This is a genomic window from Streptomyces longispororuber, from assembly GCF_024448165.1.
In the GTDB taxonomy this organism is placed as follows: Bacteria; Actinomycetota; Actinomycetes; order Streptomycetales; family Streptomycetaceae; genus Streptomyces; species Streptomyces longispororuber_A.
On the sequence record NZ_JAMOLN010000106.1, the window covers coordinates 1 to 23,838 of the forward strand.

Genomic DNA, 23,838 nt, shown 5'->3' on the forward strand with positions numbered 1-23,838 from the left:
CGCTCCCTGCTGCCGGGCCGCGTCGGCTTCGGCACCGCCCCGCTGGGCAACATGTTCCGCGCCATCCCCGACGACGAGGCCGCCGCCACCGTGCAGGCCGCCTGGGACCAGGGCATCCGCTACTACGACACCGCGCCGCTCTACGGCGCGGGCCTCGCGGAGATCCGGCTCGGCGACGTCCTCGCCGACAAGCCGCGCGACGAGTACGTCCTGTCCACCAAGGTCGGGCGGATCATCCTCGACGAGGTCGAGGACCCCACGAGCCGTGAACTCGGCGAGAAGGGCGCCCTGTTCGAGCACGGCCGCCCCAACAAGATGGTCAACGACTACAGCGCCGACGCCACGCTCCGTTCCGTCGAGGACAGCCTGAAGCGCCTGAAGACCGACCGCCTCGACATCGTCTGGGTCCACGACATCGCCCAGGACTTCTACGGCGACGCATGGGTCGGCGTGTACGAGAGCGCCCGCACCGGCGCGTTCCGCGCCCTGACCCGGCTGCGTGAGGAGGGCGTCATCAAGGCCTGGGGCCTCGGCGTCAACAAGGTCGAGCCGCTGGAGATGACCCTCGACCTGGACGAGCCGCGGCCCGACGCCTTCCTGCTCGCCGGCCGCTACACCCTGCTCGACCACGGGCGGTCCCTCCAGCGACTGCTGCCCGCGGCCGCCGAGCAGGGCGTCGACCTCGTCGTCGGCGGCCCCTACAGCTCCGGGATCCTCGCCGGCGGCAGCCACTTCGAGTACGCCGAGGCACCGGCGCACATCGTGGAGAAGGTCGGCCGCATCAAGGCGCTGGCGCAGGAGCACGGCATCGGCATCAAGTCCGCCGCGATCCAGTTCGTCCTGGCCCACCCGGCCGTCGCCGCCGTCATCCCCGGCGCCTCGCGGCCCGGCCGCATCGCCGAGGACCTCGCCGCCGCGGCCCAGGACATCCCGTACGCCTTCTGGAAGGCCCTGCGCGACCAGAAGATCATCGCGCACGACGCGCCGGTCCCCGTGCAGGACGCCGCCTGATGAGCACCGGACCCACCACGGCCCCGGCCGAGGTCTCGACCACGGTCACGCTGGACCTGACGCACCCCGCCGACGACGTCTGGGAGCTCATCGGCGGCTTCGGGTCGCTGCCCGACTGGCTTCCGTACATCACGGAGAGCCTCCTCGACCGCGGCGGCCGGCTGCGCACCCTGACGAACGCCGACGGCGACGTCATCGTCGAGCGCCTGGAGACCTACGACGCGGCGGCCCGCAGCTACGGCTACTCCATCGCGCAGGCTCCCTTCCCCGTCACGGGCTACCGCTCCACCCTCCGGGTCGTCGACCGGGGTGACGGCGGCTCCCGCGTGGAGTGGTCGGGCGCGTTCACCCCGCGCGGTGTCACGGACGACGAGGCGATCGCCCTGTTCGAGGGCATCTACCGGGACGGTCTGGCCGCGCTGGCCGACACGCTCGCACGCCCCCGCGCCTGAGCGAGAGCCGTCACGACGGAGTCCCTGGCCCGATCGGGCCAGGGACTCCGTCGTTCACGCGTGCAGGCTGCGCAGGTCCACGGCGTCCGCCAGGGCGCGCATCCCCGCGTCGTCGGGATGGATGTGGTCGCCCGAGTCGTAGTCGGGGTTGAGGGCCGCGGGATCGGCCGGGTCGCGCAGGGCGCGGTCGAAGTCGACGACGTCGTCGAAGGCTCCGCCGGTACGGATCCAGTGGTTGACGTCCTGCCGGATCGCCTCGGCGGCCGGGCTGTAATAGCCGTTGCCCTTGTCCGGCATCAGGGTCGCTCCGATGACGCGGACGTGGGCGCGGTGGGCCTCGTCGATCAGCGTGCGATAGCCGTCGATGAGGTGCTGGGCGGTGAGGGGCGCTCCGTCCGGTCCGGCGTTGTTGCCGATGTCGTTGATGCCCTCGAAGAGGATCACGTCCTTGACGCCTGGCTGACCGAGGGCGTCGTGCCGGAAGCGCTTCAGGGCGCTCACGCCCTGCCAGAGGTTGGGCACGTCGGTCAGGACACGGTTGCCGCCGATGCCGGCGTCGACGACGCTGAGCCGCTGCGGGCCGCGGCCCGCGGCGAGGCGCACCGCGAGGAGGTCGGGCCAGCGGGTGTAGGTGCCGGTCGAGGAGTGGTAGCCGTCGGTGATGGAGTCACCGAACGCGACGACGGTGCCCTTCGCGGTCGACGGCACGACGTCGAGGCCCGCGAGGTAGTACCAGGACGTCGTGGTCGCCGTGAACGCCTCGGGGCTGTCGTCGGCGGTGTGGTCCCCGGCGGCCACGTAGGTCGTGTCGAAGGCGTCCGAGTGCCAGGTCGACGTGCCGGTCGGGCCGGGCAGGTGGAGGCTGACGAGCAGGTTCTGTCCGGCGCCGACCGTCATGGGGACGGCGTCGCTCACCACCTCCGCCCCCGCGTCGACGGTCGGCCGCCCGGAGCCACCGAAGGTGACGCGGTGGCTCGTGCCGGGTTTCGCCGCGCCGCCGCTCGCCTGCACGGCGACGTCCACGGCGTCGACGCGCAGCGGCTCCGGGCTGTAGCGGTTGGACAGGGTGATGCGGGGCTGCGAGCCGGCGACGCTGCTGTGCACCACCATGCGGAGCGTCGTGTCGGTGAACGACGGGCCGCCCGTGGTCATGCTCGGCGACCATGCGGCGACCCGCCGTCCGGTGGCGTCGGGCGCCGCGGCGGCGGGCGGGGCGATGGCCAGGCCGAGCGCCAGGAGCATGCCGAGCAACGGCGCGAGGGCTCTGGCGCCCCCTCGTCGTCCGTTCGCTGAACGGCGGTCGGTCCCGCCAGGTCGTCGATTCATTCAGACCACCAGCTCGGTGAGTGCGACCGTCTCGCCGGGCTTCAGCGTCACGCGCGCACTGCGGCCGCCCGCCGTCACGGTGGTCGTGCCGCCCGCGGCACTGTGCAGGGACACTGCCCTTACTCGGCCCCGCTCCCAGCTCATGTCGAGGGTGAACCCGCCCCGCGCGCCCGCCCCCTTGACGGAGCCGGCGGCCGCCCATGCGTCGGGCAGGGCGGGAAGCAGTTCGATGTGACCGGGCCGTGAGTAGACGAGCATCTCCAGCATGGCCGTCGGCGTGCCGAGGTTGGCGTCGATCTGGAAGATGGCGCGGGTGTCGGAGACCCGGTACATGTCGAAGAAGTTCATCGCGGTGCCGGTGTCGCCGCCCGCCCAGGGCTTCAGGTTGGTCAGCACCAGGTCGTAGGCGTTGTCGGCGTTCTTGAGCCGTGCCCAGCACGCGGCCCGCCAGGCGCACGCCCACCCGTAGCTCTCCATGCCGCGCGCGGTGAGCAGTTCGGTGGCGCCCTTGAGGATGACGGGGTCGCCGGCGTCCGGGCGGATCCGGTCGCCGGGGAAGAGGTTGATGAGCGGGGAGAGGTGGCGGTGCGTGGTCTCGCCGAGGTTGTCCTCGCTCATCCACTCCTCCAGCCAGCCGGTCTTCGGGCTGACGCGCGGCAGGTAGAGGCGTTCGCGGAGGGCGGCGACGGTCGTGGCGTGGGCGGTGTCGCGGCCCAGGGTGCGGCACGCCTCCTCGTAGTGGCCGAACAGGGACCACAGGAGTTCCTGGGTGTACGTGATGCCGCGGGCGTCCTGCGGACCGTGCTCGGGCGACCAGTCGTGGTCGTCGACGAGGACCTGGCGGCCGTCGACCGTGGTCTCGATCAGGCGTGCCTCCCAGAACTCGCAGGCGCCCTTCAGCAGGGGGTGGATGCGGGCGAGGTAGGCCGCGTCCTGGGTGAACTCGTAGTGCTCGTAGAGGGATTCGCACAGCCAGGCGTTGCCGGCCGGGTGCCACCACCAGCCGAGGCCGCCGTACGGGTTGGTGGAGAACGCGACCGTCCAGCCGGCGACCTCGCCCGAGGTGTTGCGGTAGCGGTTGCGGGAGTCCTGGAACTTCTCCTGGGTGACCTTGCTCCAGGCGGGCAGCTGGGCCAGGCAGTAGTCGGCGAACGCGGTGAAGGTGTCGCTGTCACCGGCCCGGTCGGCGAGCCAGTAGTTCATCTGAATGTTGATGTCGGTGTGGTAGTCACCCATCCAGTCCGGGGTGTTGCCCTCCAGCCACACCCCTTGGAGGCCCATGGGCAGTCCGTCGCGCGAGCCGCACAGGGTGAGGTAGCGGCCGAACTGCAGGTAGCTCGCCTCCAGTTCGGGGTCCGGTGCCGCTCCGGCCGCGGCGCGCGCCTTGAGTCGCGACCAGGTGTCGAGCCGGCGCTGCCGCGAGGTCGAGGAGCCGAGGTCGAGGGTGAAGCGCTCATAGCGGGGCCGGTAGTCGGCGACATGGGTGTCGCGCAGGACGGTGCCCGCGTGTGCGGCCGCGGCCCGGGCCTTGGTCCGGGCGAGGTCCAGAGGGTCGGCGTCCGGGTCACGGAAGCCGGCGGCGTGGTCGGGGGCGTAGTCGGTGCCGCCACTGATGACGATCACGACCTCGGCGCAGTCCGTGAAGGTGACGCGCGATCCGCTCGCGGCGACTTCTCCGCCGCCCTGGCCTGCCGCGGCCGTGGCGGCGGCCGCGTAGCGCAGGCCGTTGCCGAGCGTCGCGGAGAACGAGGCGACGCGGCGGGCGGCGTCCGGGGTGGTCGACTCACCGTGGGTGCCGGACAGGGCGAGCGCTCCGGTGAGCTTGCCGCCGCCGCTCTGGCTGAGCCGGATGACGAAGGCGTCGTCGGGGGCGCTGACGAACATCTCCCGCGTGTAGCGGACCTTGCCCTTGGTGTACGCGGTGGTGACCAGGCCGTTGCTGAGGTCGAGGGTGCGCCGGTAGTCGGTGACGGCCGCGCGGTCGTGGCCCGGCATCATCAGGGTCGTCCGCGCGAGGAGGGTGAGGCTGCCGAAGTCGTCGCGCCCGTACGGGAGTTGTCCGTCCGAGTCGGGGGTGTCGTTGGCGCCACCCGTCCACATCGACGCGTCGGTGAGGTGGCAGATCTCGGCGGCCGGATCGCCGCCGACGAGGGCGCCGAGCCTGCCGTTGCCGAGCGGCAGACCCTGCTCGATGAGGAGCTCGTCGTCGGCGGGTTCGGGGTACCAGAGGGTGGTCGCCCTGGCGGCGGGGACGAGAGGGGAGCCGGCCGGGCGGCGTGGTGCGGCGTGGGCGCTGAAGGCGGGGACGCCGCTCAGGGCGAGGGCGGCGCCGAGTCCGAGGACGAAGCGGCGGGACGGTCCGGTGCTCATGGGTGCGGGGATCCTTCCGTGCGGCGGCAAGGGAGGCCCGGCGCGGCGGCGACTGCCGCGCCGGACCGGAGGCGAGCGGGGACCGTCGGCTACGACAGCTTGATCAGGCGGGAGCCGTGCGCCGGCACGTTCGACGCGGTCCAACTGCGCTTGAACGAGCCGAGGTTCTCGCGCGCGACGACGTCCCGCAGCCGCTGCGGACCGTGCACGCCGAGGTCTTTGAAGTCCACGGTGATGGAGGCGGCCGACGAGCCCATGTTGTAGACGGCGAGGTAGGTGTCGCCGCCGACCTTCTTCGTCCACACCTGCGTGTCGCCGTCGCGCAGTTGCCTGGGCAGCACGGCGGCCTGGTCGACGGCGATGACCTCGGGGTTGGTGAGGATGGCCCGGGCCTTGTCGTCGAGGAAGTAGATGTCGCCGCCCACGTACAGCGGGGCGGACGCCATCGACCAGAAGGTCATCACCGACTGCCGCTCGGTGTCGTTGATGCCGTCCTGGAGGCCGCTGCCGGTGTTGTTGTTGATCGGCATGGAGTCGAGGTCGGCGAGGTAGTCGGGGGCGCGCACCTTGTCGAGCCACTTGGGCAGGTCGCTCCAGCGGTCGTCGACGGAGCTGGTCCAGCTGCTGGTGGTCTCGCAGTAGCACTCGACGTCGGTGTCGACGCGCACCCCGTTCGCGTAGGGCCGCAGTCCGTCGCCGGCCTCCAGTTCGACGGGCCAGGCGCTCGCGGTCAGCCACATCTTGCGGCCGCTGTGGTCGATGGCGGTGGACCATGCCTTGATGTCGGCAACGTTGTCCTTGGTCACGCCGTCGATCTTGATGAAGTCGACGCCCCAGGCGGCGAGCCGGGCGACGATGGAGTCGATGTAGTCCTGGGCGCACGGGTTGGAGTAGTCGATCTTCCAGCTGCCGCCCCACTTGTTGGTCGGGGTCAGCGGCTTGACCGCGATGTCCTGGGCGTGGCAGTCGGTGCCCAGGATCGGCGCGTTCTTGTCGTAGACCTCCTTCTCCAGGCCGGCCGCCCCGTACAGGCCGAGCTTGAGGCCCTTGCCGTGCGCGTAGTCGGCGATCGCGCCCATGCCGTTGGGGAAGCGGTCCTTGTCGGCGTCCGGGATGCCGTTGGCGTCCGAGTGGTAGGTCCAGTCGTAGGTGAAGTTCCAGCCGGCGTCGATGTTGAGGTACTTGTAGCCGGCCGAGGACAGCTTGCCGCTGAGCGCGTCGGCGGCGTTCCTGATGTTGCCCTCGTTCAGCCAGCGGGTGCCGTAGCCCTCGCGCGAGGACGATTCCACGCTCCAGCTGCTCCAGCCCATGAACGGCTTCACGTACGGGGTCTTGGCCTCGGCGGAGCCGGCGGACAGGGCGAGGGACAGGGGCAGTGTGCAGGCGGCGGCGAACGCCAGGGTGCGGGTGCGGGATCTCACGGAAGTGCCTCCAGACGGTGGGGAGTTACTACGGGTGAGCTACGACTTGAGACCGGACATCGCGATGCCCTGGACGATGTGGCGCTGCGCCACCAGGAACATCACCACGAGCGGCAGGATCGCCACGACCGTCCCGGCGAACAGCTCGGGCAGGTTGACGGTCTGGGACGTGAGGAAGCTGGACAGGGCGATCTGCACGGTCCAGCTGCTGGGGTCCTGGCCGATCATCAGCGGCCACAGGAAGGAGTTCCACGCCTCGATGAAGGAGAGCGCGCCGAGCGAGGCGATCATCGTGGTCGAGTTGGGCAGGATGATCCGGCCGTACACGCCGAGGTAGCTGAGGCCGTCCAGGCGGCCCGCTTCCTCGATCTCGGCGGGGAAGGACAGGTAGAAGCTGCGGAAGAGGACCACGGCGAAGGCGTTGAACACGCCGGGCGCGATCAGCCCCCACATGGTGTTGACGCCGCCCAGGGAGCCGACGACGACGAACGTCGGCAGGAACGTGACGGCCTGCGGGATCATCAGCGTGCCCACGATCACCGCGAGGACCGCGGAGCGTCCCGGTACCGCGATCCGGGCCAGGGCGTAGCCGGCCATCGAAGCGAACAGGGTGGACAGCGGTGCCGTGACGACGGCGATGACCAGGGAGTTGACGATCGAGCGGCCGAAGGGGCGCTCCGGGTTGTCGAAGAGCGAGCTGAAGTTGTCCCAGTTGAGCGCGGACGGCAGCCAGTGCCAATCGGTGGCGGTGACCTCGGGCGTGCTCATGAAGGCGTTGCGCAGCAGGACGTAGAACGGGATCAGGAAGACCGCGGCCAGCAGGCACAGCACGAGGTACGTGAGGGCGGAGCCGAGGGCGCCGCCTCGATATCGGTTCATGGCTTCAGTCCTTGTCGCGGGCGAACCCGAGGATGCGCCCCTGCAGGAACGTGACCAGCACGATCAGCAGCGTCAGCAGGAACGCGCCGGCCGAGCCGACGCCGTAGTCCTGGTCCTGGAGGGCGACGCCGTACAGGTGCGTGAGCGGGGTGCGCACGGGCTCGCTGCCGAGCGAGGCGCCGGTGGAGAAGATCGCGTAGAACTCGTCGAAGGCCTGCAGCGCCGCGATGAACATCAGGAGCAGGATGGCGATGGAGGTGTTCCGCAGCATGGGGAAGGTGATGCTGCGGAAGGTGCGCCACGCTCCGGCGCCGTCCAACGAGGCGGCCTCGTAGAGGTGTTGAGGGATGGACTGGAGTCCGGCGATGAACAGGATCATGTAGAGGCCGACCTGGAGCCACAGGCGCAGGGTGACCAGGACGATCCAGTACAGGGGCGGGCTCTGGGTCTGGATCCACGGGGTGGGGTCGGCACCGAAGAGGGCGCCGAGGGTGTTGGCCAGGCCCGAGGGAACCCCGCTGAACAGGGCCATCTTCCAGATCATCGCGGCGGCGACGTAGCTGACCGCGGCGGGGAGCAGGAACGCGGTGCGGAAGAAGGACCGGCCGCGCCTGACCCGGTTGACCAGGACGGCCAGGGCGAGCGAGGCGACGAAGGTGAGGGGGACGATGAGCGCGGTGAATCCCACGATCATCGTGAGCGAGTCGCGGAAACGTTCGTCGGCGAGAAGCTCCTGGTAGTTGTCGAGACCCACCCAATTGCCGAGGGCGATGGTGCGGCGGGCCTCGCTGAAGCTGAGCAGGAAGCTCCAGCCGATGGCGACGTAGCGGAACAGGCCGAGGCCGAGCAGCATCGGCGCGGTCAGGACGATGAACGCGAGGGCCTTGGACCGCCGTTCGGTCAGCCGCCGACGGCGTGGGGTCGCGGCGGACGCGGGGCGCGCCGCACTTCCCCGTAGGGGCGTGGTGACGGTCATGCCGGGTCAGCCCATCTGCTTGTCGAGGGCGCTCTGCGCGGTGGCCTGGGCCTTGCGGAGGGCCTTCTCCGGCGCGGCGCCCTTGGCTATGTCGGCTGCCGCGGCGATGAAGGAGGCCTGCATGGCCTGGGTCCACTCGGCGGGGAAGGAGATGCCGTTCTTGTTCGCGATGGCCACGGCGTCCTTGGCTGCGCCCTTCTTCAACTCCGGTGTCCTGGCGGCGACTTCGGCCTGCGGCGGGACGTGGAAGCCGTACTTGACCGCCCAGTCGATCTGGATGTCGGTCTGCTGGACCCACAGCCACTGGAGGTACTTCTTGGCCTCCGCCACGTGCTTGCTCTTGGCGTTGACGGCCTGTGTCCAGCCGCCGAGCCGGGCGACGGGCTTGCCGGCGGAGTCGTACGCCGGCCAGGGCACGACGCCGAAGTCGTCGCCGAGCGCCTTCTCGATGGCGGGCAGCGACCACATGCCGCCCCACTGCATGGCGGCCGCACCCTGGTTGAAGGCGCCGGGGTCGTACCAGTCGGTGGTGAAGCCGAGCAGCACCGACTTGTCGGAGTGCAGTTGGTGCAGGCCGCCGATGGAGCGGGCGGCGTCCGCGTAGACGACCTTCTTGCCGTCGATGAGGTCGACCCCCTGGGACCAGGCCAGCAGGTAAGGACTGTCACCGATGCCGTCGTTGCCGATGAACAGGCCCTTGACCCCGTCGGTGGTCAACTTCTTGGCTGTGTCGACGAGTTCGGCGAAGGTGGTGGGCGGGGTGACGCCGGCCTTCTTGAGCAGGGACTTGCGGTAGTAGAGGACCATCACGTCGTCGATGGTCTTGATGCCGTACAGCGTGCCGTCGACGGTGAGGTAGTCGAGGTCCGCCTTGTTGAAGCCGCCCTTGGCCGCGCCGTAGACGTCGTCGAGCGGTTCGAGCTGCCCGGCGCGGGCCATCTCCGCCCGGAAGTCGCCGAGTTCGAAGATGTCGGGGGCGTCGGCGCCGAGCAGCGCCGCGTTGAGCTTGGTCTCGTACTGGGAGGTGTCGGCGCCCCACACCACGTTGATCGCGACGTCCGGGTTGGCCTTCGTGTACTGCTCCGCGTACCGCTTGACCGCGGCCTGTGTGCCCTCCTCGCCGTACTGGTGGTACCACTGCGTGAGCGTGACCTTGGCGCCCTTGGCGGCGGCGGTGCCCTGCGGGTTGCTGGAGCAGGCGACGGCCGCGCCCGCGACGAACAGGAGGGACGTGCCGAGGAAGCCTCGGCGGGACAGCGCGGAGCTGGCGGACATGGCAGTGCCTTTCCGGGGACGGACGGGTGTGATGTCTGGGCGCTGAGCGTGTGCGATGTCATTCGGGTCTGGTGCGTGCGGGTCTGGTGCGTGCGGGTCTCGTACGTTCAGGTCAGGCGTGTTCGAGTCAGGCGAGATCGGGTCAGGCGGTGAAGAGCGACTGGATGCCGACGGCGGCCGCGCCGCGCGCCCACTCCTCCCAGGGCAGCGGGCGCACGACGAGCGGGCAGCGGGCGGCCGCGCCGAAGACCTGCGTGGCGAAGGCGGCGCGGATCTGCTCCTCGAAGAGGTCGTACGCGGCCAGGCCCTCGCCGGAGACCACGACGCGCTCGGGACCGACCACATTCACGACGGCGGCCAGGCCCAGACCGATGGCCTGCCCCGCCTCGGCGAACACGGCGCGCACCTCGGTGTCTCCGGAGTGGGCGCGGTCCATGGCACCGGTCAGGTCCAGGGCGTCGTCGCCCGCGGCCGCGCGGGCCCGGGCCACGATGGCCTGTTCGGAGGCGATGGCCTCGACGCAGCCGCGGCCACCACAGTGACAGTCGGGGCCCGAGCCCGCGGCGACCGGGATGTGCCCGATCTCACCGGCGACGCCGAAGCCGCCCGCCACCACCTGCCCGCCGACGACGAGTCCGCAGCCGATGCCGGCGCCGACCGTGACCAGGGCGAAGGAGTCGGCGCCCACGCCTTCACCGAACCACTGCTCGGCGACGGTGAGCGCCTTGACGTCGTTCTCCACCGTGGTGGTCAGTCCGGTCGCTGCGCCGAGGAGTTCGGCGAGCGGCACCTCGCGCCAGCCGAGGAACGGCGAGTAGCGCACCACTCCCCCGGCTCGGTCCACATCGCCCGAGACCGACACTCCTAGGGACTGGGTCCGCCCCTGGAAATCAGGCAGCAACTCGGCGACCAGCGCGGCGATGTCGGCGACCACCGCATCGACCTCGTTGCCGGACACGGGCATCCGCCGGGCCGCCCTGACCTGCGCCCGCAAGTCCGTGACGACGCCGATCAGCTCGTGCGCGGTGACCTTGACGCCGACGAAGAACTCCCGGTCCGCGCGGACGGCGACGGGGTGTGCGGGCCGCCCCGCTCCCTCCACCGCGCGTTCCTGCTCGGGCAGTTCCTCCAGGTACCCGGCGTCGAGGAGCGGCCGGACCGCCTTGGTGACGGCGGCGGAGGAGAGTCCGGTGATTCGGGCGATCTCGGGGCGGGCGACGGGTCCGCGGGTCAGCACGGTGGTGAACACCGAGTGGGCGGCCGGGGACGAGAGCACCTGCGCTCGGCTCAGCAACATGGAGGCAACGTAGGGGTAATAATTTCCTTCGTCAATATTTGATTTCAAGGAATCCGGGGCCTACGCTCCGGCCCATGTCTCAGGTGTCCTACGCAGCGTCCAGCCGCACGTTCCTGCTCACCACGCCGTCCACGTCCTACGCACTGCGCATCGCGGAGGACGGCGATACCCCGCAACACCTGCACTGGGGCGGCCCTTTGACACTCAGTCAGGCCGCCACCCTCACGCCGTACGACGGGGTCACGAGCAGCTTCGCCTCAACAGGCGGCGAGGAACTGGCCGTTGAGGCAGGACCGCGCTTCGGCCCGCCCTCGCTGCTCGTCCGGTATGCGAACGGCGCACGCGGCGTGGAGTGGGTCTACGAGGGCCACCACATCGACGGCGGCCGTCTGGACATACGCCTGCGCGACCGTCACCACCCCCTGGAGATCACCCTCCACTACGCCGTCCACCACGACAGCGACGTCATCGAGCGCTCGCTCTCCCTGCACCACGGCGGAACGCCCGGCACCGATCCGGTGGAGGTGCTGCGCAGCGACGCCGCCTGCTGGTCCGTGCCCGCCCGGTCCGCCGAGCGCCTCAGTCACGCGGTCGGCGACTGGTCGGGCGAGACACAGCTGCGGCGCACCCCCGCCCCGTACGCCGAGACGACGTTCACCAGCCGCCGCGGCATCAGCAGCCACCAGGCCGCGCCGTGGCTGATGGTCGACGCGGGCGACGCCGACGAGGTGCACGGCGAGGTGTGGAGCACCGTCCTCGCCTGGTCGGGGAGCTGGCGGATCACCGCGCACCGGGACCACACCGGGGGCCCGCTCACCGTCACCGGCGGATCCGGGCACGACGGCATCACCTGGCACCTGTCGCCGGGCGAGACGTGGCGGTCCCCCGTGTTCGCGGGACTGTTCAGCACGGGCGGCTTCGGTGCCACGAGCCGGGCCTGGCACGCGTACACCGCGGCCCATGTCCTGCCACGGCCCGACGAGGTGCGGCCCATCGTCTACAACGGCTGGGAGGCCGCCGGCTGGGACGTCACCCTGCGGGGCCAGACCGAACTGGCCGCGCGGGCGGCCGACCTCGGCGTGGAGCTCTTCGTCGTCGACGACGGCTGGTTCGGCCGGCGCACCAGCGACGCCGCCGGACTCGGTGACTGGCACCCCAACCCGGAGCGCTTCCCCGACGGTCTCACCCCGCTCGTCGACGAGGTCCGCACACGCGGCATGCGGTTCGGCCTGTGGGTGGAACCCGAGATGACCAACCCGGACAGCGACCTGTACCGCGCCCACCCCGACTGGGTGCTGCACCAGCCGCACCGCCGCCGCACCGAACTCCGCAACCAGCTCGTCCTCAACTTCGCCCGCCCCGACGTCGCCGACTGGGCCCACGAGTGGCTCGACCGGCTGGTCGGCGACCACGCGATCGACTTCCTCAAGTGGGACATGAACCGCGCGTTCACCGAGGCCGGCTGGCCGGGCGCGCCGGACGGCGAACGGCTCTGGGAGGCGCACACCCGCGGCGTCTACGCGGTCCTCGACCGGCTGCGCCGGGACCACCCGCACCTGCGGATCGAGGGCTGCTCGGGCGGCGGCGGCCGCGCCGACCTCGGCATGCTCGCCCACACCGACCAGACCTGGATCTCCGACAACACCGACGCCGTCGACCGGATCGCCATCCAGAACGGCTACAGCCAGATCCATCCCGCCCGCACCATGTCCGCCTGGGTGACGGACAGCCCCAACCCCCACACCGCCCGCACCACCCCGCTCCGCTTCCGCTTCCACATCGCCATGGCCGGAGCCCTCGGCATCGGCGGCGACCTCACGCACTGGAGCGCTGACGATCTCGCCGAAGCCCGCGAGCAGATCGCCCGGTACAAGGACATCCGCCCCGTCGTGCAGTTCGGTCAGCAACACCGCCTGCCCGACGCCGTCCAGTACGTCCTGGACGACCGCGCCGTGATCATCGCCTGGGGCCCGGCGCGCACCCTCCGGCTGACCGGCCTCGATCCCGCAGCGCGGTACGAGGACCAGGACACCGGCACGGTGCACGAAGGGGCGCTGCTGCTCGGGCACGGGCTGCCACTCGCCCCGGAGAAGGGGGACCATCCGAGCGTGCTGGTGCGTCTGCTGCGCCGGTGACCGGCACGCGCGAGCGCACGCCGGGCGGATCGGGTGCCCCTGCCGGCTCGCCCCGGTCGGTGGGCATCGCGCCGACATCACAGACCGGCAGCGATCAGGATGCGGTACATCCGGGTCGGACGCAGTGCGGAGTGGGCAGCCGCGTCGTCGGCGACCTGGGGGTCCGGGTCCCAGAGCAGCTGCTCCAGCAGGTCGTCCGTCAGGTTGGGGTGACGGGCGACTCCGCGGCGCAGGAAGGGCTCGGCAGCCGCGGCGAGTTGCCGAAGTCCCTGCACGGGCAGGTCCGTGTCCTGCAGGGCGACGTAGCGCACGTGAGGGTCTGGTTCGTGAAGGAACGAGCGCAGCACGTGACGGGGGAAGTTGGGGTGGTCGACGAGCGGCGGCCGGATGTGTGACACGTCGCCGTGTCTTCGCACCAGCGTTTCCAGGACGTCCGGTGGGGTGTCCGGTCGGCGAGCGGCAGCACGACGGACTGCTAGGTCCGGATCGTTGTCCAGCCGACGCCATGCTTCCTCGGGGAGGTCGCGGCAGGAGGCGAGGACGCGCCGGAACGTCGTGTGCCGGCAGTCCAGATAGCTCATCCGCTCGTCGAGAGGCGCTTCTCGCAGCCAGTCCGGCTCGGTGAAGTTCCAGCTCAGAGCCACCTGGGCCGCAATGCTTCCGGCCGCGCGCTCGGCTTCCACGAGCGCATACAGTCGGTCCCGTGTCGCGGCGTCCACATGGCGGCTCTGCGCCACCGCGACCCGCACGAGCGGGTCGTCGATCCCCATGAGCCGCTCGGCCATCTCTGCCGAGAGATGGGGGTTCTCCGCGACAGCCTGATTCAGCTCCTCGTCCCCGCTCCGCATGAGCTGAGCGAACTGCTCCGACGTCAGCGGGACGTAGCGCGCCACGTTGACGCGGACGGCGGGGTCGGGGTCGGCAAGGCAACGCTCCCTCCACTCCGGCGGGACACCTGGCTGCCGGTGCTCGGTGGCGGCGGCACGGACCTGCGGATCCGGGTCGGCGAGCAGTGCCGCCTGCACGGCGAGGGGCCGGTCGAACCAGGCCCGCGCGACCGCCGCGCGCAGGCTCGGACTCGGCGCACCGACGAGTGCCGTCCGGGGCTGCCCGTAGGCTTCCTCCAGGGCGCCGATCCCGATCGTCACCTCCCGCTCCACCATGCCGCGGACGAAGTCCGGGTACGCGTCACGGATCGCCGGATCGGGATGCTCCGCGATCCGCGCGCGCATCGACGCGGAGATCCGGTCTCCATGAAGGCGCACGGCGGTGCTGTCGTCGCCGTGCGTCAGCAGAGCGTCGACCACGGAGTCCGCCAGCCGCCCGGGACGCAGCGAGATCCCGTCCCGGCCGGCCGCGTGTGCGGCCAGGCGCACCAGAACGTCGTGCGGGGCCGCCGGGTTCCGCCCCAGACCGGACAGGTGCGGATGAGCGAGGCTTGTCATGCGCCCAACCTAGCGAGGGCCCCTTCGCCGAAGGTCAACAGCCCGTGCTCGGACGCGAGATGATGGCCGAATGGATCTCACAGGCGCGAGCGAGCGCGAGTACTGGGCCACCGTCGCGAAGCGACCTGGGATGTACCTCGGCCGAACGACGCTCACGAGTCTGGAGGCGTACTCGGAGGGTTACCACCAACATTCCGTGCGCCATGGCTCTTCGAACTGCTCGACGAGTTCCTCTCGGAAGGCGAGGCGGACATCCGCACGGTGTGACCTCTCCGTCGGGAAGCCATTCCCCACCGGGAGGCAGCCACTCAATGCCGGCCCTCCGTCAGTCCCCGGTCAGCCGGGCGGCGGCCTCCCAGTTGCGCAGCCACAGGACGAGGTGCCAGTCCTGGTCGTTGGCGAGCGGGTCCGCCGTGTGCGCGGCCCGTCCGTCGACCGCGGACGGCATGACGAAGGCGCAGGTGGCCGAGCCGTCCTCACGGTAGTTGGCCATCCCTGCCCGCAGGATGTGCCCGGCGATTCCGTCCGTGTGATCGGTGCGCAACTCCTCAGGGAGACGCAGCAGTGTGCAGGCGGTCAGGGTGCTCCAGTGGTGCGGGAAGACGTCTCCCCACAGCCGGTCGGCTCCGAACCAGTAGCCGTCCCAGTGTCTGATCGGGACGCCGTGCAGTCGCACGTGCGGCTGTGGGCCGGAGAAGGCCAGCAGCCACGGCAGTCGCTCCTTGATGGCGGAGAGGAACACCGGGTCGCCGGTGAGCCGGTGGGCGTCGGTCAGCAGGTCGAGCAGCGGGGCGACCATGGACTGTTCGTACGCCACCTCGTGCGGCGGCAGACGCGGGCCGGCCTTCACGAAGTACCGGGCGCTGTCGAGGATGTTGTTCCGCAGGTCGTCGGCGCGGCGGTCCTGCCCCGGCGGCCCGAGAGCGTCGGCCACGGCGGCAGCCGTCTGCGACAGCCCGATCGACAGGTGCTCACGGCCGCCGAGTTCGAAGTTGCGTTCCAGGATGCGGGCGGACAGGTCCAGGTCGACGTCGTCCCCGGTCAGTCCGTGCCGGTCGTGGAAGAACTGGGCGAGCCATGGAGAGTCGTAGAGCCGCGGGCCCAGGTGCCCGAGTTGTGAACCGCGCCGGGGGGCCGCGGTCGCGTCCAGCAGATGCGCCCGTGCGAATCGCGCCCAGCCATCGAGCGGCGGTCCGGTCGTCGCCCTGTCCAACCACCCCAAGCGAGTCCCCAGTTGGAGCAGCAGCGGCATGGCGACGCGCTCGGATCCATCGCTCCAGTCCGCCCAGCCGTTCTCCGTCTGGGTCAGGCCGGTACGGGTGTCGACCGGGACGAAGGCGTGTCCGAGCAGCCCTGGTCGTTCCCGGGCGACGTGGTCCCTCATGATGACGTGGGCCCGGCGACGGACCATCTCGTCCACTGGCAGATGGAACAGCACTTCGCTCCGTGCGCCGCCGCCGATGCGCACGGGATAGGTGCCGTGCACATCGGCGGTCAGCCGGTGCCGCGTCGGGCTCTCACGCACCACGCGGACGGCTCGATCGGGGCAGTTCACTTCCTGGCCGCTTTCCACGACGAGGCCGTGTCCGGTCCGGGCGGCGTACGCGGGCATCCGGGCGGGAGCGCGCGTGGCCGCGAGGAAGGCGTCCGTCGAGTCGTACCAGCCGAGTTCCCACTGGAGGACCCACTCCTTACCGGGGGCGATGACGACGGGTGGCTGACCTCCGAACGCTCCGGGGTTGCGTGCACGGTCGGTGGCGAGGAGCACCAGGTGGCCGCGGACGTTGGAAAGCGTGTCCTTGTTCCGGGTCTCCACGGCGTACGCGTGCAGCGCGCCCTCGCGCACGATCAGTCCGAGACTGCGGCCTTGACCCGACATCGGCTGGGCCAGGACCCAGGCCCAGCCTCCTCCCGTGAACACATGGGCGTGTACGGCGTGGTCGAGTGCCCGCTGGGCGCCCTCGTAGAGATCGGCGAACGGTGTCTGCACCCCGAGCCCGGTCGTGGTGAGCGGTTCCGTTCCGGTGTTGCGGAACGCGTACCGCTCGACGAGCCGGTCGGCCGCCACCGTGCGCCGCACCTGGACCTGCAGGCCAGGCAGCAAGTGGTACTCGGCCTCGACCACGTCGGCTTCGATCCGCAGGGCGTCCGGGGTGTGCCACCGGGCACTCCCCCGGTCGGACACGACGTGGCCCGATCCCCATTGGTGCGTGCGGTCGTGCCAGTGCGCGAAGACGTTGTCGAGCAGGAAGGTGCGCTGGGGCCGTGCCTCGTCGACGAAGCGGTCCGGTGCTCCTGTCCCAGGGTCGAGCACGGCATGCCCGCCTCCGAAGGCCAGCAGGTGCAACGGACGGTCAGAAGTGGATTCCACGTCGGCTCGCTTCCTCGATCTGATGCGCCTGCGATGCGGTGGAGGGCGGCTGGGCGGCGCCGACACAGGCATCACTGAGGGTTGAAACGACTCAATTTGCTGATTCGAGCTGAACGTTATGAAGCAACGGGCACAGTGTCAACGGCCGCGACAGAAGGATCACGAAGCGCCTCGCCCTACTTGCCTGCACCCAACTGCAGTGTGGCTAAGCAGAGTTCGAGACGCCCACGAGTGAAACCACCGTACGTCGCAGCAATCTGCACCGAGATATTGACGCGTGCTCAATTCTGCATCAAGGTGCAGGCGCTGGGGGCGACGCCTGCCGTCGGACGGCCCGCGCCCCCTCTCCCGCGTGACCTCCTCGACGCTGAAGGGAATCAGTCATGCCTTCCACCCCATCGATCCGCAGAGCCACGCACACGACTGCCCTGGTCACCACTGTGATCGGACTGGCGACGCTGTTGGCGGGCCCCGCCCACGCCGCGCAACGCCACACCTCCGGGCTGCCTGCCGAGTGCTCGGGAACCACCAGCATCGTCTGCCACTTCGACGTGCCTCCCGGCAACTACACCGTCAGCGCCCTGCTCGGCGGGCGAGCCGCGGGCAGCACCAGCGTCTTTGCGGAGACACGTCGTGCGATGCTCCCGGAGACCTCGACCGCCGCCGGCCGCGTGACACCGCGCAGCTTCACCGTGAACGTCCGCGACCCCGAGGGCGAGCCGACCGGACCCACGGGGAGTCCCGGCCTGGACCTGCGGTTCGAAGGATCCGCCTCGCAGGTCGCCGGGCTGAAGGTCACCCCGGCCAGACGGGTGCCCAAGCTCCTCCTGGCCGGCGATTCGACCGTGTGCGACCAGGCCGCCGAGCCCTACACGGGATGGGGGCAGGAGATCACCCAGTTCCTCCGGCGCGGCGTCTCGATCGCCAACTACGCGGACTCGGGCGAGTCGTCGCAGACCTTCGTGGACAACCCGGCCCTGTTCGACGCCCTCGAAGCCCAGATCCGCAAGGGCGACCTGGTGCTCATCCAGCTCGCCCACAACGACAAGACCACCACGGCCGCCGACTACCGCAGGAACCTCACGACCATGGCGCAGCGGGTCAGGGCCAAGGGCGGCGAGCCGGTCTTCGTCACGCCCATCGTGCGCCGCCGGTTCAACAGCGACGGCACCCTCAACTCCGTCGCCCTGCACGTCATGGCCGCCAACCTCCCCGTCGAGATGCGCTCGCTGGCCGCGGAACTGGACGTACCCCTCGTCGACCTGACGGCCATGACCCAGGGACTCGTCGAGAGCCTGGGCCCCGCCGGGTCCGGTGACCTCTACCTGACCAACATCAACGGGGACAACACGCACACCTCGGTGTACGGAGCCACCACGTTCGCCGGTCTCGTGCTGGAAGACCTCAAGGCACAAGGACTCCTCCCCGCCGCTGTCGTCCGGTGACCCGTCCGACGCATCGGAGTGTGCCGATGAGACCGTCCCGGCCCGTGGCACGAGCTCTGCTGAGCTCAGCCGTCATCGTGAGCGTCCTCGCCGTCGTCACCGGCCCGACCACCGCGTTCAGCGCACCAGCACCTCACAAGCCACACCCGGCAGCCGCCGGCGCGTACTACGTCGCGCCCGACGGCAGCGACAGCGCGGCCGGTACCAAGGACTCCCCCTGGGCATCGATCGCCCATGCCCAGACCGTCGCCGAACCCGGCGACACCGTCTACGTCCGCGGCGGCACGTACGACTACACCCACGCCACCACCACGTGCACGAGCCGGACCGCCCGGGTCGACGCCATCACGCTGGACAAGAGCGGTACCCCGGGCAGCCCGATCCGCTACTGGGCCTACCCCGGCGAGGTCCCGGTCCTCGACTTCACGGGCATGACGGACGACTGCCGGATCAAGGGCGTCGACGTCACCGGAAGCTGGATCCACCTGAAGGGGCTGGAGATCACCGGTGTTCCGCAGAACAACACCCTCAACCACGAGTCCTGGGGCGTGTGGAACTCCGGCAGCGACAACACCTACGAACAGCTCGACATCCACCACATCATGGGTCCTGGCCTGTTCGTCCAGGGCGGTGGCGGCAACCTCGTCCTCGACACCGACTCGCACGACAACTACGACCCGAACAGCTCCAGCGGTGCCGGGACCAATGCCGACGGGTTCGGCGCCCACATCCCCGCGAACAACCCCGGCAACGTGTTCCGGGCCTGCCGGGCCTGGAACAACTCGGACGACGGTTTCGACCTGATCAACGCACTGTCGTCGGTGACCATCGAGTCGTCATGGGCGTGGTCCAGCGGCTACGTGCCGGGCACCGCAACCCGGTCCGGTGACGGCAACGGCTTCAAGGCCGGTGGGTACGGCGGCACATACGTCACGGGCGGGGTGAAGCACACCGTGCGCCGGTCCGTCGCCTTCGGCAACCGGGCGGCCGGCTTCTACGCGAACCACCACACCGTCGCGAACGACTTCTTCAACAACACCGGCTTCGCCAACCACCCCGACTTCAACATGCTCGGCGTCTCGCCCACCGGCGAGGCCACCGGTCTGGGCAACCTCCGCAACAACGTCGCCTACGGCGGCACGCCGACGTCGAACATGACCGGCACGGACGCGGACCACAACACGTGGGACCTCGGTACACCACTGTCCGACGGGCAGTTCCAGAGCGTGGCGACCACCGGGTGGGACGCCCCGCGCCGTCCCGACGGCAGTCTGCCCGACCTGCCGTACCTGCGTCCCACGGCGAAGAGCGACCTGATCGACCAGGGCACGCCCGTAGGACTGCCGTACAAGGGCCGAGCCCCCGACCTCGGCGCGTTCGAGGTCTCCTGAACCATCCCACGTTGACGCAACGTGATTCGCTCAGAGCACGACTGAGGCCCGCTCGGGGTGCCGAGCGGGCCTCAGGAGGTCAACGGGTCGAGGGGCAGGGGGTGTCGGTTCAGACGGTTCCGCAGGACGACCTGATCGTCAGGCGGGGCTGCAGGAGCATCTGACGGATGGGTACGGCAGCCGGATCCGGCGCCGCCAGACGGTCGAGGAGCAGGCGCGCCGCGTACTCGCCGAGCGTGTGCTTGGGCGGCGCCACCGCGGTGAGCGGGACATCGGCCAGGGAAGCGATCTCGTCGTCGTACGCGATGAGGGCAAGATCCTTCGGAGCCTGGAGCCCTTGCAGCCGCATCCGGCGCAGCAGTTCGATCGCGTCGTGGTCGGAGTGGACGAGCGCGGCCCGGACACCGCCTTCGCGGCAGGCGCCGAGGAACCGGTCGTAGCACTGCGTCGCCTCGGCCGATCCCAGCGTCGGCCGCCCGCTGTCCACGACCGGCACGTCCGCGTCCAGGCCGAGGTTGTCCAGCGCCGCCCTGTGCCCTTCGCGCAGCAGCGCGGCGGTGGGGCTGCCGTTGGTGAACAGGGCCACCTTGTGGTGGCCGAGTCCGGCGAGGTGCCGCACCGCGGCGAAGGCCCCCTGGCGATGGTCGGACGCCACGAACTCGCAGGCCGCGAAGGGGTCGTGGGGCTGCCGCTCCAGCAGTACGAAGGGCAGACCCAGGTCTTCGAGGTCCTGGAGGTTCTTCTCCGGCAGGTCGTGGCCGCCGGGCAGAGCCACCAAGAGCCCGGAGGCGCCCGATGCGGCCAGCTCCGCGATGCGTTGTGCGTCGCTGTCGCCGCTGTAGTCGGAGAGGGTGATCACCACCCGGGCGCCCCGCTCGGCCGCCACCGCCTGGACGCCGGCGACGACCCGCGGGTAGTAGTACGTCGCCGAAGGCACGATCAGGCCCACCGTCGGCCCGTCCGGCACGACGGCCGACCGGGGCGCCGGCACGGCGGCCTGCGTCTGCGCTGCGCCGTCGTGCGTGGTGGCCAGCATCGCGCCACCCCGTACGCGGCTCAGTTTCCCTTCGTTCTCCAGGTCGAGAAGATCGCGCCGGACGGTCGCGCGGGAGACGCCCAGACGTGCTGCGAGGTCGATGACCTTGAGGCCGCCGGACGCCTGCAGCTCGTTGAGCAGTTGCTCACGCCGCTGGGCGACGAGCATGTCAGTCATAAGGCCCCCTCTGGTGAACAATTCTTGACGATCGTAGAGGAAGCTGCTCGATCATGCTCCGAGCTGGGGCGTTCCCTGCGACAGGTTGTCGTCGATGTCAGATTTCGTCACCGACGAGGGCCAGGCATTGGATGGCGGCCAGGCCGAACTGGGCGCTGGCATTGGCCGAAAGGCTGGCTTCGTCGACCGGGTTGAGTACGTCGGGGCCCTCGACACGGTGCGCGGAGAAGTCGTGGTCGTCGGGGTAGCCGGCGGCACCGGTACGCAGTTCCTGCCAGGCCCGCTTGGCCAGGGCGGTGTCGTCGAGCCGGCTGGCTGCGTAGGCGGTCGCGCGGGCGTAGGCCTGCCGCAGGTTGAGGTTGCCCCAGTCCGATCCCGTGGCTTCCTTCTGCTCGGCCTTGGTCGCGTTGTACAACCGGCAGAAGTTCACCCACTGCTTCTTGACCGTCTCGTCGTCGGTGAGGGCGACGACCTCGGTCATGACCTCGATGAGACCGAAGACCGAACTGAGCGATCCCACCGACACGCTCGGCTCGCTGGGCCCCGTGAACTTGCCGTCGGCGAGGTTGTAGGTGATGGCTCCGCTCTGCACCCAGCCGTTGGGCAGGGCCGCGATGGTCTGCGCTCCGTTGAGGAGCTTCTTCTTCGCGATCGGATTGCCGCCCCGCTCCCATTCGGCGAGCCAGGCCATGGCCAGCGCGCCCCAGTCGGTGGTGGTGCTGACCGGCATGGCCTTGGGGTCGGGCTCGAACGGGTCGCCCTCCCTGATCTTCCGTCCGGGGTCGAGGACGAGGAAGCTCCGGTCGGCGTCGACGAGTTCGTGCAGGACGTCGCCGACCCGCTCGTCAGCGGTGAGGAAGTAGTGGAACCGCTTGTAACCGGCATTGCTGATGCGCACCTGCTTGGCGCTGTCGCCCCAGTGCATGACGCCGTGCCGGGTGCCCAGGCCCTGGTACTTGCCGATGTGGTACATGTCCACCTCACCGGTATGACGGGACATGGCCTCGACGAAGCGGAAGGCCGTCGCGTCGCCGGTGCGCAGGTAGTGGTACCAGAGCCACAGGTCCGTGGAGAGCTCGGAGTTGTCCCAGGCGTAACCACCGACGTCGTAGCACCAGCTGTGCCGGGTGCCGTCGTAGCTGTGCATGATGTCGCCGTAGTCCCAGAACCCGTACCAGGAACGCTGGTCCACCTGACCGCGGTGGTAGTCGTGCATCGCCTGCAGCTTGTCCTCGAACTCGGCCTTGGCCGCAGCCGTCCGGTCGACCGGGCTCCAGGAGCCGAACACCTTCGCGGAGTGGTTGTGTTCAGGGCTGCTGGCCAGCAGCGGCGGTGTGGCGTTGGCGGCCGCGAGCTGGGAGAAGCGCTCGGCGGTCGGCGTCTCGCCCAGGGCCCAGAAGGTCATCTCGGTGGTGCGGGCCACGCCGTAGGGCGTACCGAAGCCCGGCTCGTAGTCCTCGTACGTGATCTCCAGGGCGTCGAGCTGCTCGGGGTAGGTGTCCTGGCCCATCCCGTCGTGGTAAAAGCGCAGGTCCATGGCGCCGGCCCGCGGCGACCACATCCACACCGTCGTCTGCGCCTCGTCCCCGGCGGCGCCTTCGATCTGCAGCTCGGTGGGGTGCAGCTGCCAGAAGTTGCGCATGCCGAAGGCGAATCCACCGCTCGGCGAGCCCACGTACGCCAGGCCCTCGGCGCGCTTGCCGCCGTCGACGCGGACCCAGGAGTGGCCCACTTTGGTGCGCTTGCGCAGTTCGAAGCCGTGGGCGTTGAGCTGGCTCAGGCTGTAGTCGCCCCACGCGGGGATCCACTGCAGGCGTGAGGTGACCCGGCTGTCCCAGGTGCTGGTGGCCGGGGTCGCCCGGCCCTCGTGCTGCGCGGTGCGCACGGCCGCCCCGGGATCGCGGCGCAGCCCGGTGATGCCGCGCACCGCTTCGGAGAGGACGCCCTTGCCCTGGCCTGCGAAGCGGATGTGCCGGTCGTGCAGTTCGCCGCGCATCGGCACGGTGAACCGGATGCCGAGCCCGTTCAGGAAGTCCTTGTTCTCGTTGCCGTCGAAGACGAAGGTGTGCACAGTGCGGATCGCGTCGGATCCGGCGTAGAAGTAGAACCGCACGCTGAAGGGCAGCCAGGCGCGGCGTCCCTTCTGGTGCTTGCCCTCCACCTTGATCACCGCACGGACGGGTCCGTCCTGCTCCACCTTGATGGAGCTGACGAAGCCGGTGAAGGACTCGGTCTTGATGACCGGGGCGCCGTCGGTGTCGGGCCGGTCCTGCCGGGACGCGACGAGTCGGCCGTCCTTGGCGATCACCGTGTTGCCGCGGCGGATCTCGGAGATCAGGCGGTCGCCCTTGCGCGGGAAGACCACCTCGATCACGCCCGTGCTCACGGTGTACTGGTCGCGGCCCGCGTGCACGGTGACCGCGTCGTCCGCCGTGGCCGGCCCTCCGGCGGCGAGCGTGTAGGTGGCGGAGCGTGCGGCCGTCGAACTGAGCGCGTGGGCCGTCCACTTGACCGAGCCGTCCGGCCAGAAACCCGTCGGCCAGCTCTGCACCGGCACCTGCTCACCCGACGCGGTGGCGAGGGAGAACTTCTGGTCGGGCCCGAAGGAGCCGGCCGGCCACGGAACTCCCCACGTGGTTCCTCCGGTCAGCTCGGCCGGAGTGTCCTTCTCCAGCCAGTGGAGGGTGACCGGGTCGTGCCCCTCGGCCCTCAGCGGGGTGCTCGCGGTCCGGTCGCGCACCTGGTCGGCGTGCGCCGCCGAGGGCGGAGTGAGCAGGACAGCGGCTCCGCCCGCTGCCGCGCCGGCAAGCATGGATCGTCTGCTGATCTGG

Annotated in this window: 16 protein-coding genes; 5 read left to right on the forward strand and 11 right to left on the reverse strand. The window is 70.3% G+C overall.

Annotated elements, in window-relative coordinates:
• Both M4J07_RS26970 and M4J07_RS26975 read left to right on the forward strand, forming a co-directional pair.
• A partial coding sequence (locus M4J07_RS26970) for an aldo/keto reductase (RefSeq protein ID WP_374215087.1) occupies positions 1-1,011 on the forward strand: 1,011 nt, incomplete at its 5' end.
• A complete protein-coding gene (locus M4J07_RS26975) occupies positions 1,011-1,463 on the forward strand; it encodes an SRPBCC family protein (RefSeq protein ID WP_255975637.1) in 453 nt (150 codons plus the stop codon). The genes M4J07_RS26970 and M4J07_RS26975, both read left to right, overlap by 1 nt.
• Positions 1,464-1,517: 54 nt before the next feature.
• Here the strand turns inward: M4J07_RS26975 and M4J07_RS26980 are convergent, their stop codons facing one another.
• The 7 genes from M4J07_RS26980 to M4J07_RS27010 form a co-directional block, all read right to left on the reverse strand.
• Positions 1,518-2,705 (reverse strand): SGNH/GDSL hydrolase family protein, encoded by a 1,188-nt coding sequence (locus M4J07_RS26980; RefSeq protein WP_255975639.1) that lies wholly within the window; start codon positions 2,703-2,705, stop codon positions 1,518-1,520.
• Between the two features lie 84 nt (positions 2,706-2,789).
• Entirely contained in the window at positions 2,790-5,159 is a 2,370-nt protein-coding gene (locus M4J07_RS26985) for a glycosyl hydrolase family 95 catalytic domain-containing protein (RefSeq protein WP_255975641.1), read from the reverse strand.
• 89 nt (positions 5,160-5,248) lie between these two features.
• The gene (locus tag M4J07_RS26990; protein ID WP_255975643.1) at positions 5,249-6,580 is read right to left on the reverse strand and encodes a glycoside hydrolase family 27 protein; all 1,332 of its coding nucleotides are present in this window, start codon (positions 6,578-6,580) and stop codon (positions 5,249-5,251) included.
• A gap of 39 nt (positions 6,581-6,619) precedes the next feature.
• Positions 6,620-7,459 carry a carbohydrate ABC transporter permease gene (locus M4J07_RS26995; RefSeq protein ID WP_255975645.1) on the reverse strand — a complete coding sequence of 280 codons (840 nt, stop codon included), beginning with the start codon at positions 7,457-7,459 and terminating at the stop codon, positions 6,620-6,622.
• Between the two features lie 4 nt (positions 7,460-7,463).
• Positions 7,464-8,435, reverse strand: coding sequence for a carbohydrate ABC transporter permease (locus M4J07_RS27000; protein ID WP_255975646.1), 972 nt, complete (start codon positions 8,433-8,435; stop codon positions 7,464-7,466).
• 6 nt (positions 8,436-8,441) lie between these two features.
• A complete protein-coding gene (locus M4J07_RS27005; RefSeq protein WP_255975648.1) occupies positions 8,442-9,710 on the reverse strand; it encodes an ABC transporter substrate-binding protein in 1,269 nt (422 codons plus the stop codon).
• A 142-nt stretch (positions 9,711-9,852) separates the two neighbouring features.
• Positions 9,853-11,007, reverse strand: coding sequence for an ROK family transcriptional regulator (locus tag M4J07_RS27010; RefSeq protein WP_255975650.1), 1,155 nt, complete (start codon positions 11,005-11,007; stop codon positions 9,853-9,855).
• Positions 11,008-11,081: 74 nt separating this feature from the next.
• Between M4J07_RS27010 and M4J07_RS27015 the strand changes: the two genes are divergently transcribed.
• Positions 11,082-13,142 carry an alpha-galactosidase gene (locus tag M4J07_RS27015; protein ID WP_255975652.1) on the forward strand — a complete coding sequence of 687 codons (2,061 nt, stop codon included), beginning with the start codon at positions 11,082-11,084 and terminating at the stop codon, positions 13,140-13,142.
• A gap of 77 nt (positions 13,143-13,219) precedes the next feature.
• Here M4J07_RS27015 and M4J07_RS27020 read toward each other — a convergent pair whose 3' ends face one another.
• Together M4J07_RS27020 and M4J07_RS27025 are read right to left on the reverse strand one after the other, a co-directional pair.
• Positions 13,220-14,587 (reverse strand): hypothetical protein, encoded by a 1,368-nt coding sequence (locus tag M4J07_RS27020; protein ID WP_255975654.1) that lies wholly within the window; start codon positions 14,585-14,587, stop codon positions 13,220-13,222.
• A gap of 325 nt (positions 14,588-14,912) precedes the next feature.
• Positions 14,913-16,958 carry a hypothetical protein gene (locus tag M4J07_RS27025; RefSeq protein ID WP_255975656.1) on the reverse strand — a complete coding sequence of 682 codons (2,046 nt, stop codon included), beginning with the start codon at positions 16,956-16,958 and terminating at the stop codon, positions 14,913-14,915.
• A 383-nt stretch (positions 16,959-17,341) separates the two neighbouring features.
• On the opposite strand from M4J07_RS27025, the gene M4J07_RS27030 reads away from it, so the two are divergent.
• Complete coding sequence (locus tag M4J07_RS27030) at positions 17,342-18,403, forward strand: rhamnogalacturonan acetylesterase (RefSeq protein WP_255975657.1); 1,062 nt, start codon at positions 17,342-17,344, stop codon at positions 18,401-18,403.
• 44 nt (positions 18,404-18,447) lie between these two features.
• Complete coding sequence (locus M4J07_RS27035) at positions 18,448-19,794, forward strand: right-handed parallel beta-helix repeat-containing protein (protein WP_255975659.1); 1,347 nt, start codon at positions 18,448-18,450, stop codon at positions 19,792-19,794.
• A 109-nt stretch (positions 19,795-19,903) separates the two neighbouring features.
• Here the strand turns inward: M4J07_RS27035 and M4J07_RS27040 are convergent, their stop codons facing one another.
• Both M4J07_RS27040 and M4J07_RS27045 read right to left on the reverse strand, forming a co-directional pair.
• Positions 19,904-21,007 (reverse strand): LacI family DNA-binding transcriptional regulator, encoded by a 1,104-nt coding sequence (locus M4J07_RS27040; protein ID WP_255975661.1) that lies wholly within the window; start codon positions 21,005-21,007, stop codon positions 19,904-19,906.
• 97 nt (positions 21,008-21,104) lie between these two features.
• Positions 21,105-23,819, reverse strand: a complete 2,715-nt coding sequence (locus M4J07_RS27045) for an exo-rhamnogalacturonan lyase family protein (RefSeq protein ID WP_255975662.1) — start codon at positions 23,817-23,819, stop codon at positions 21,105-21,107.
• Between the last annotated feature and the right edge of the window lie 19 nt (positions 23,820-23,838).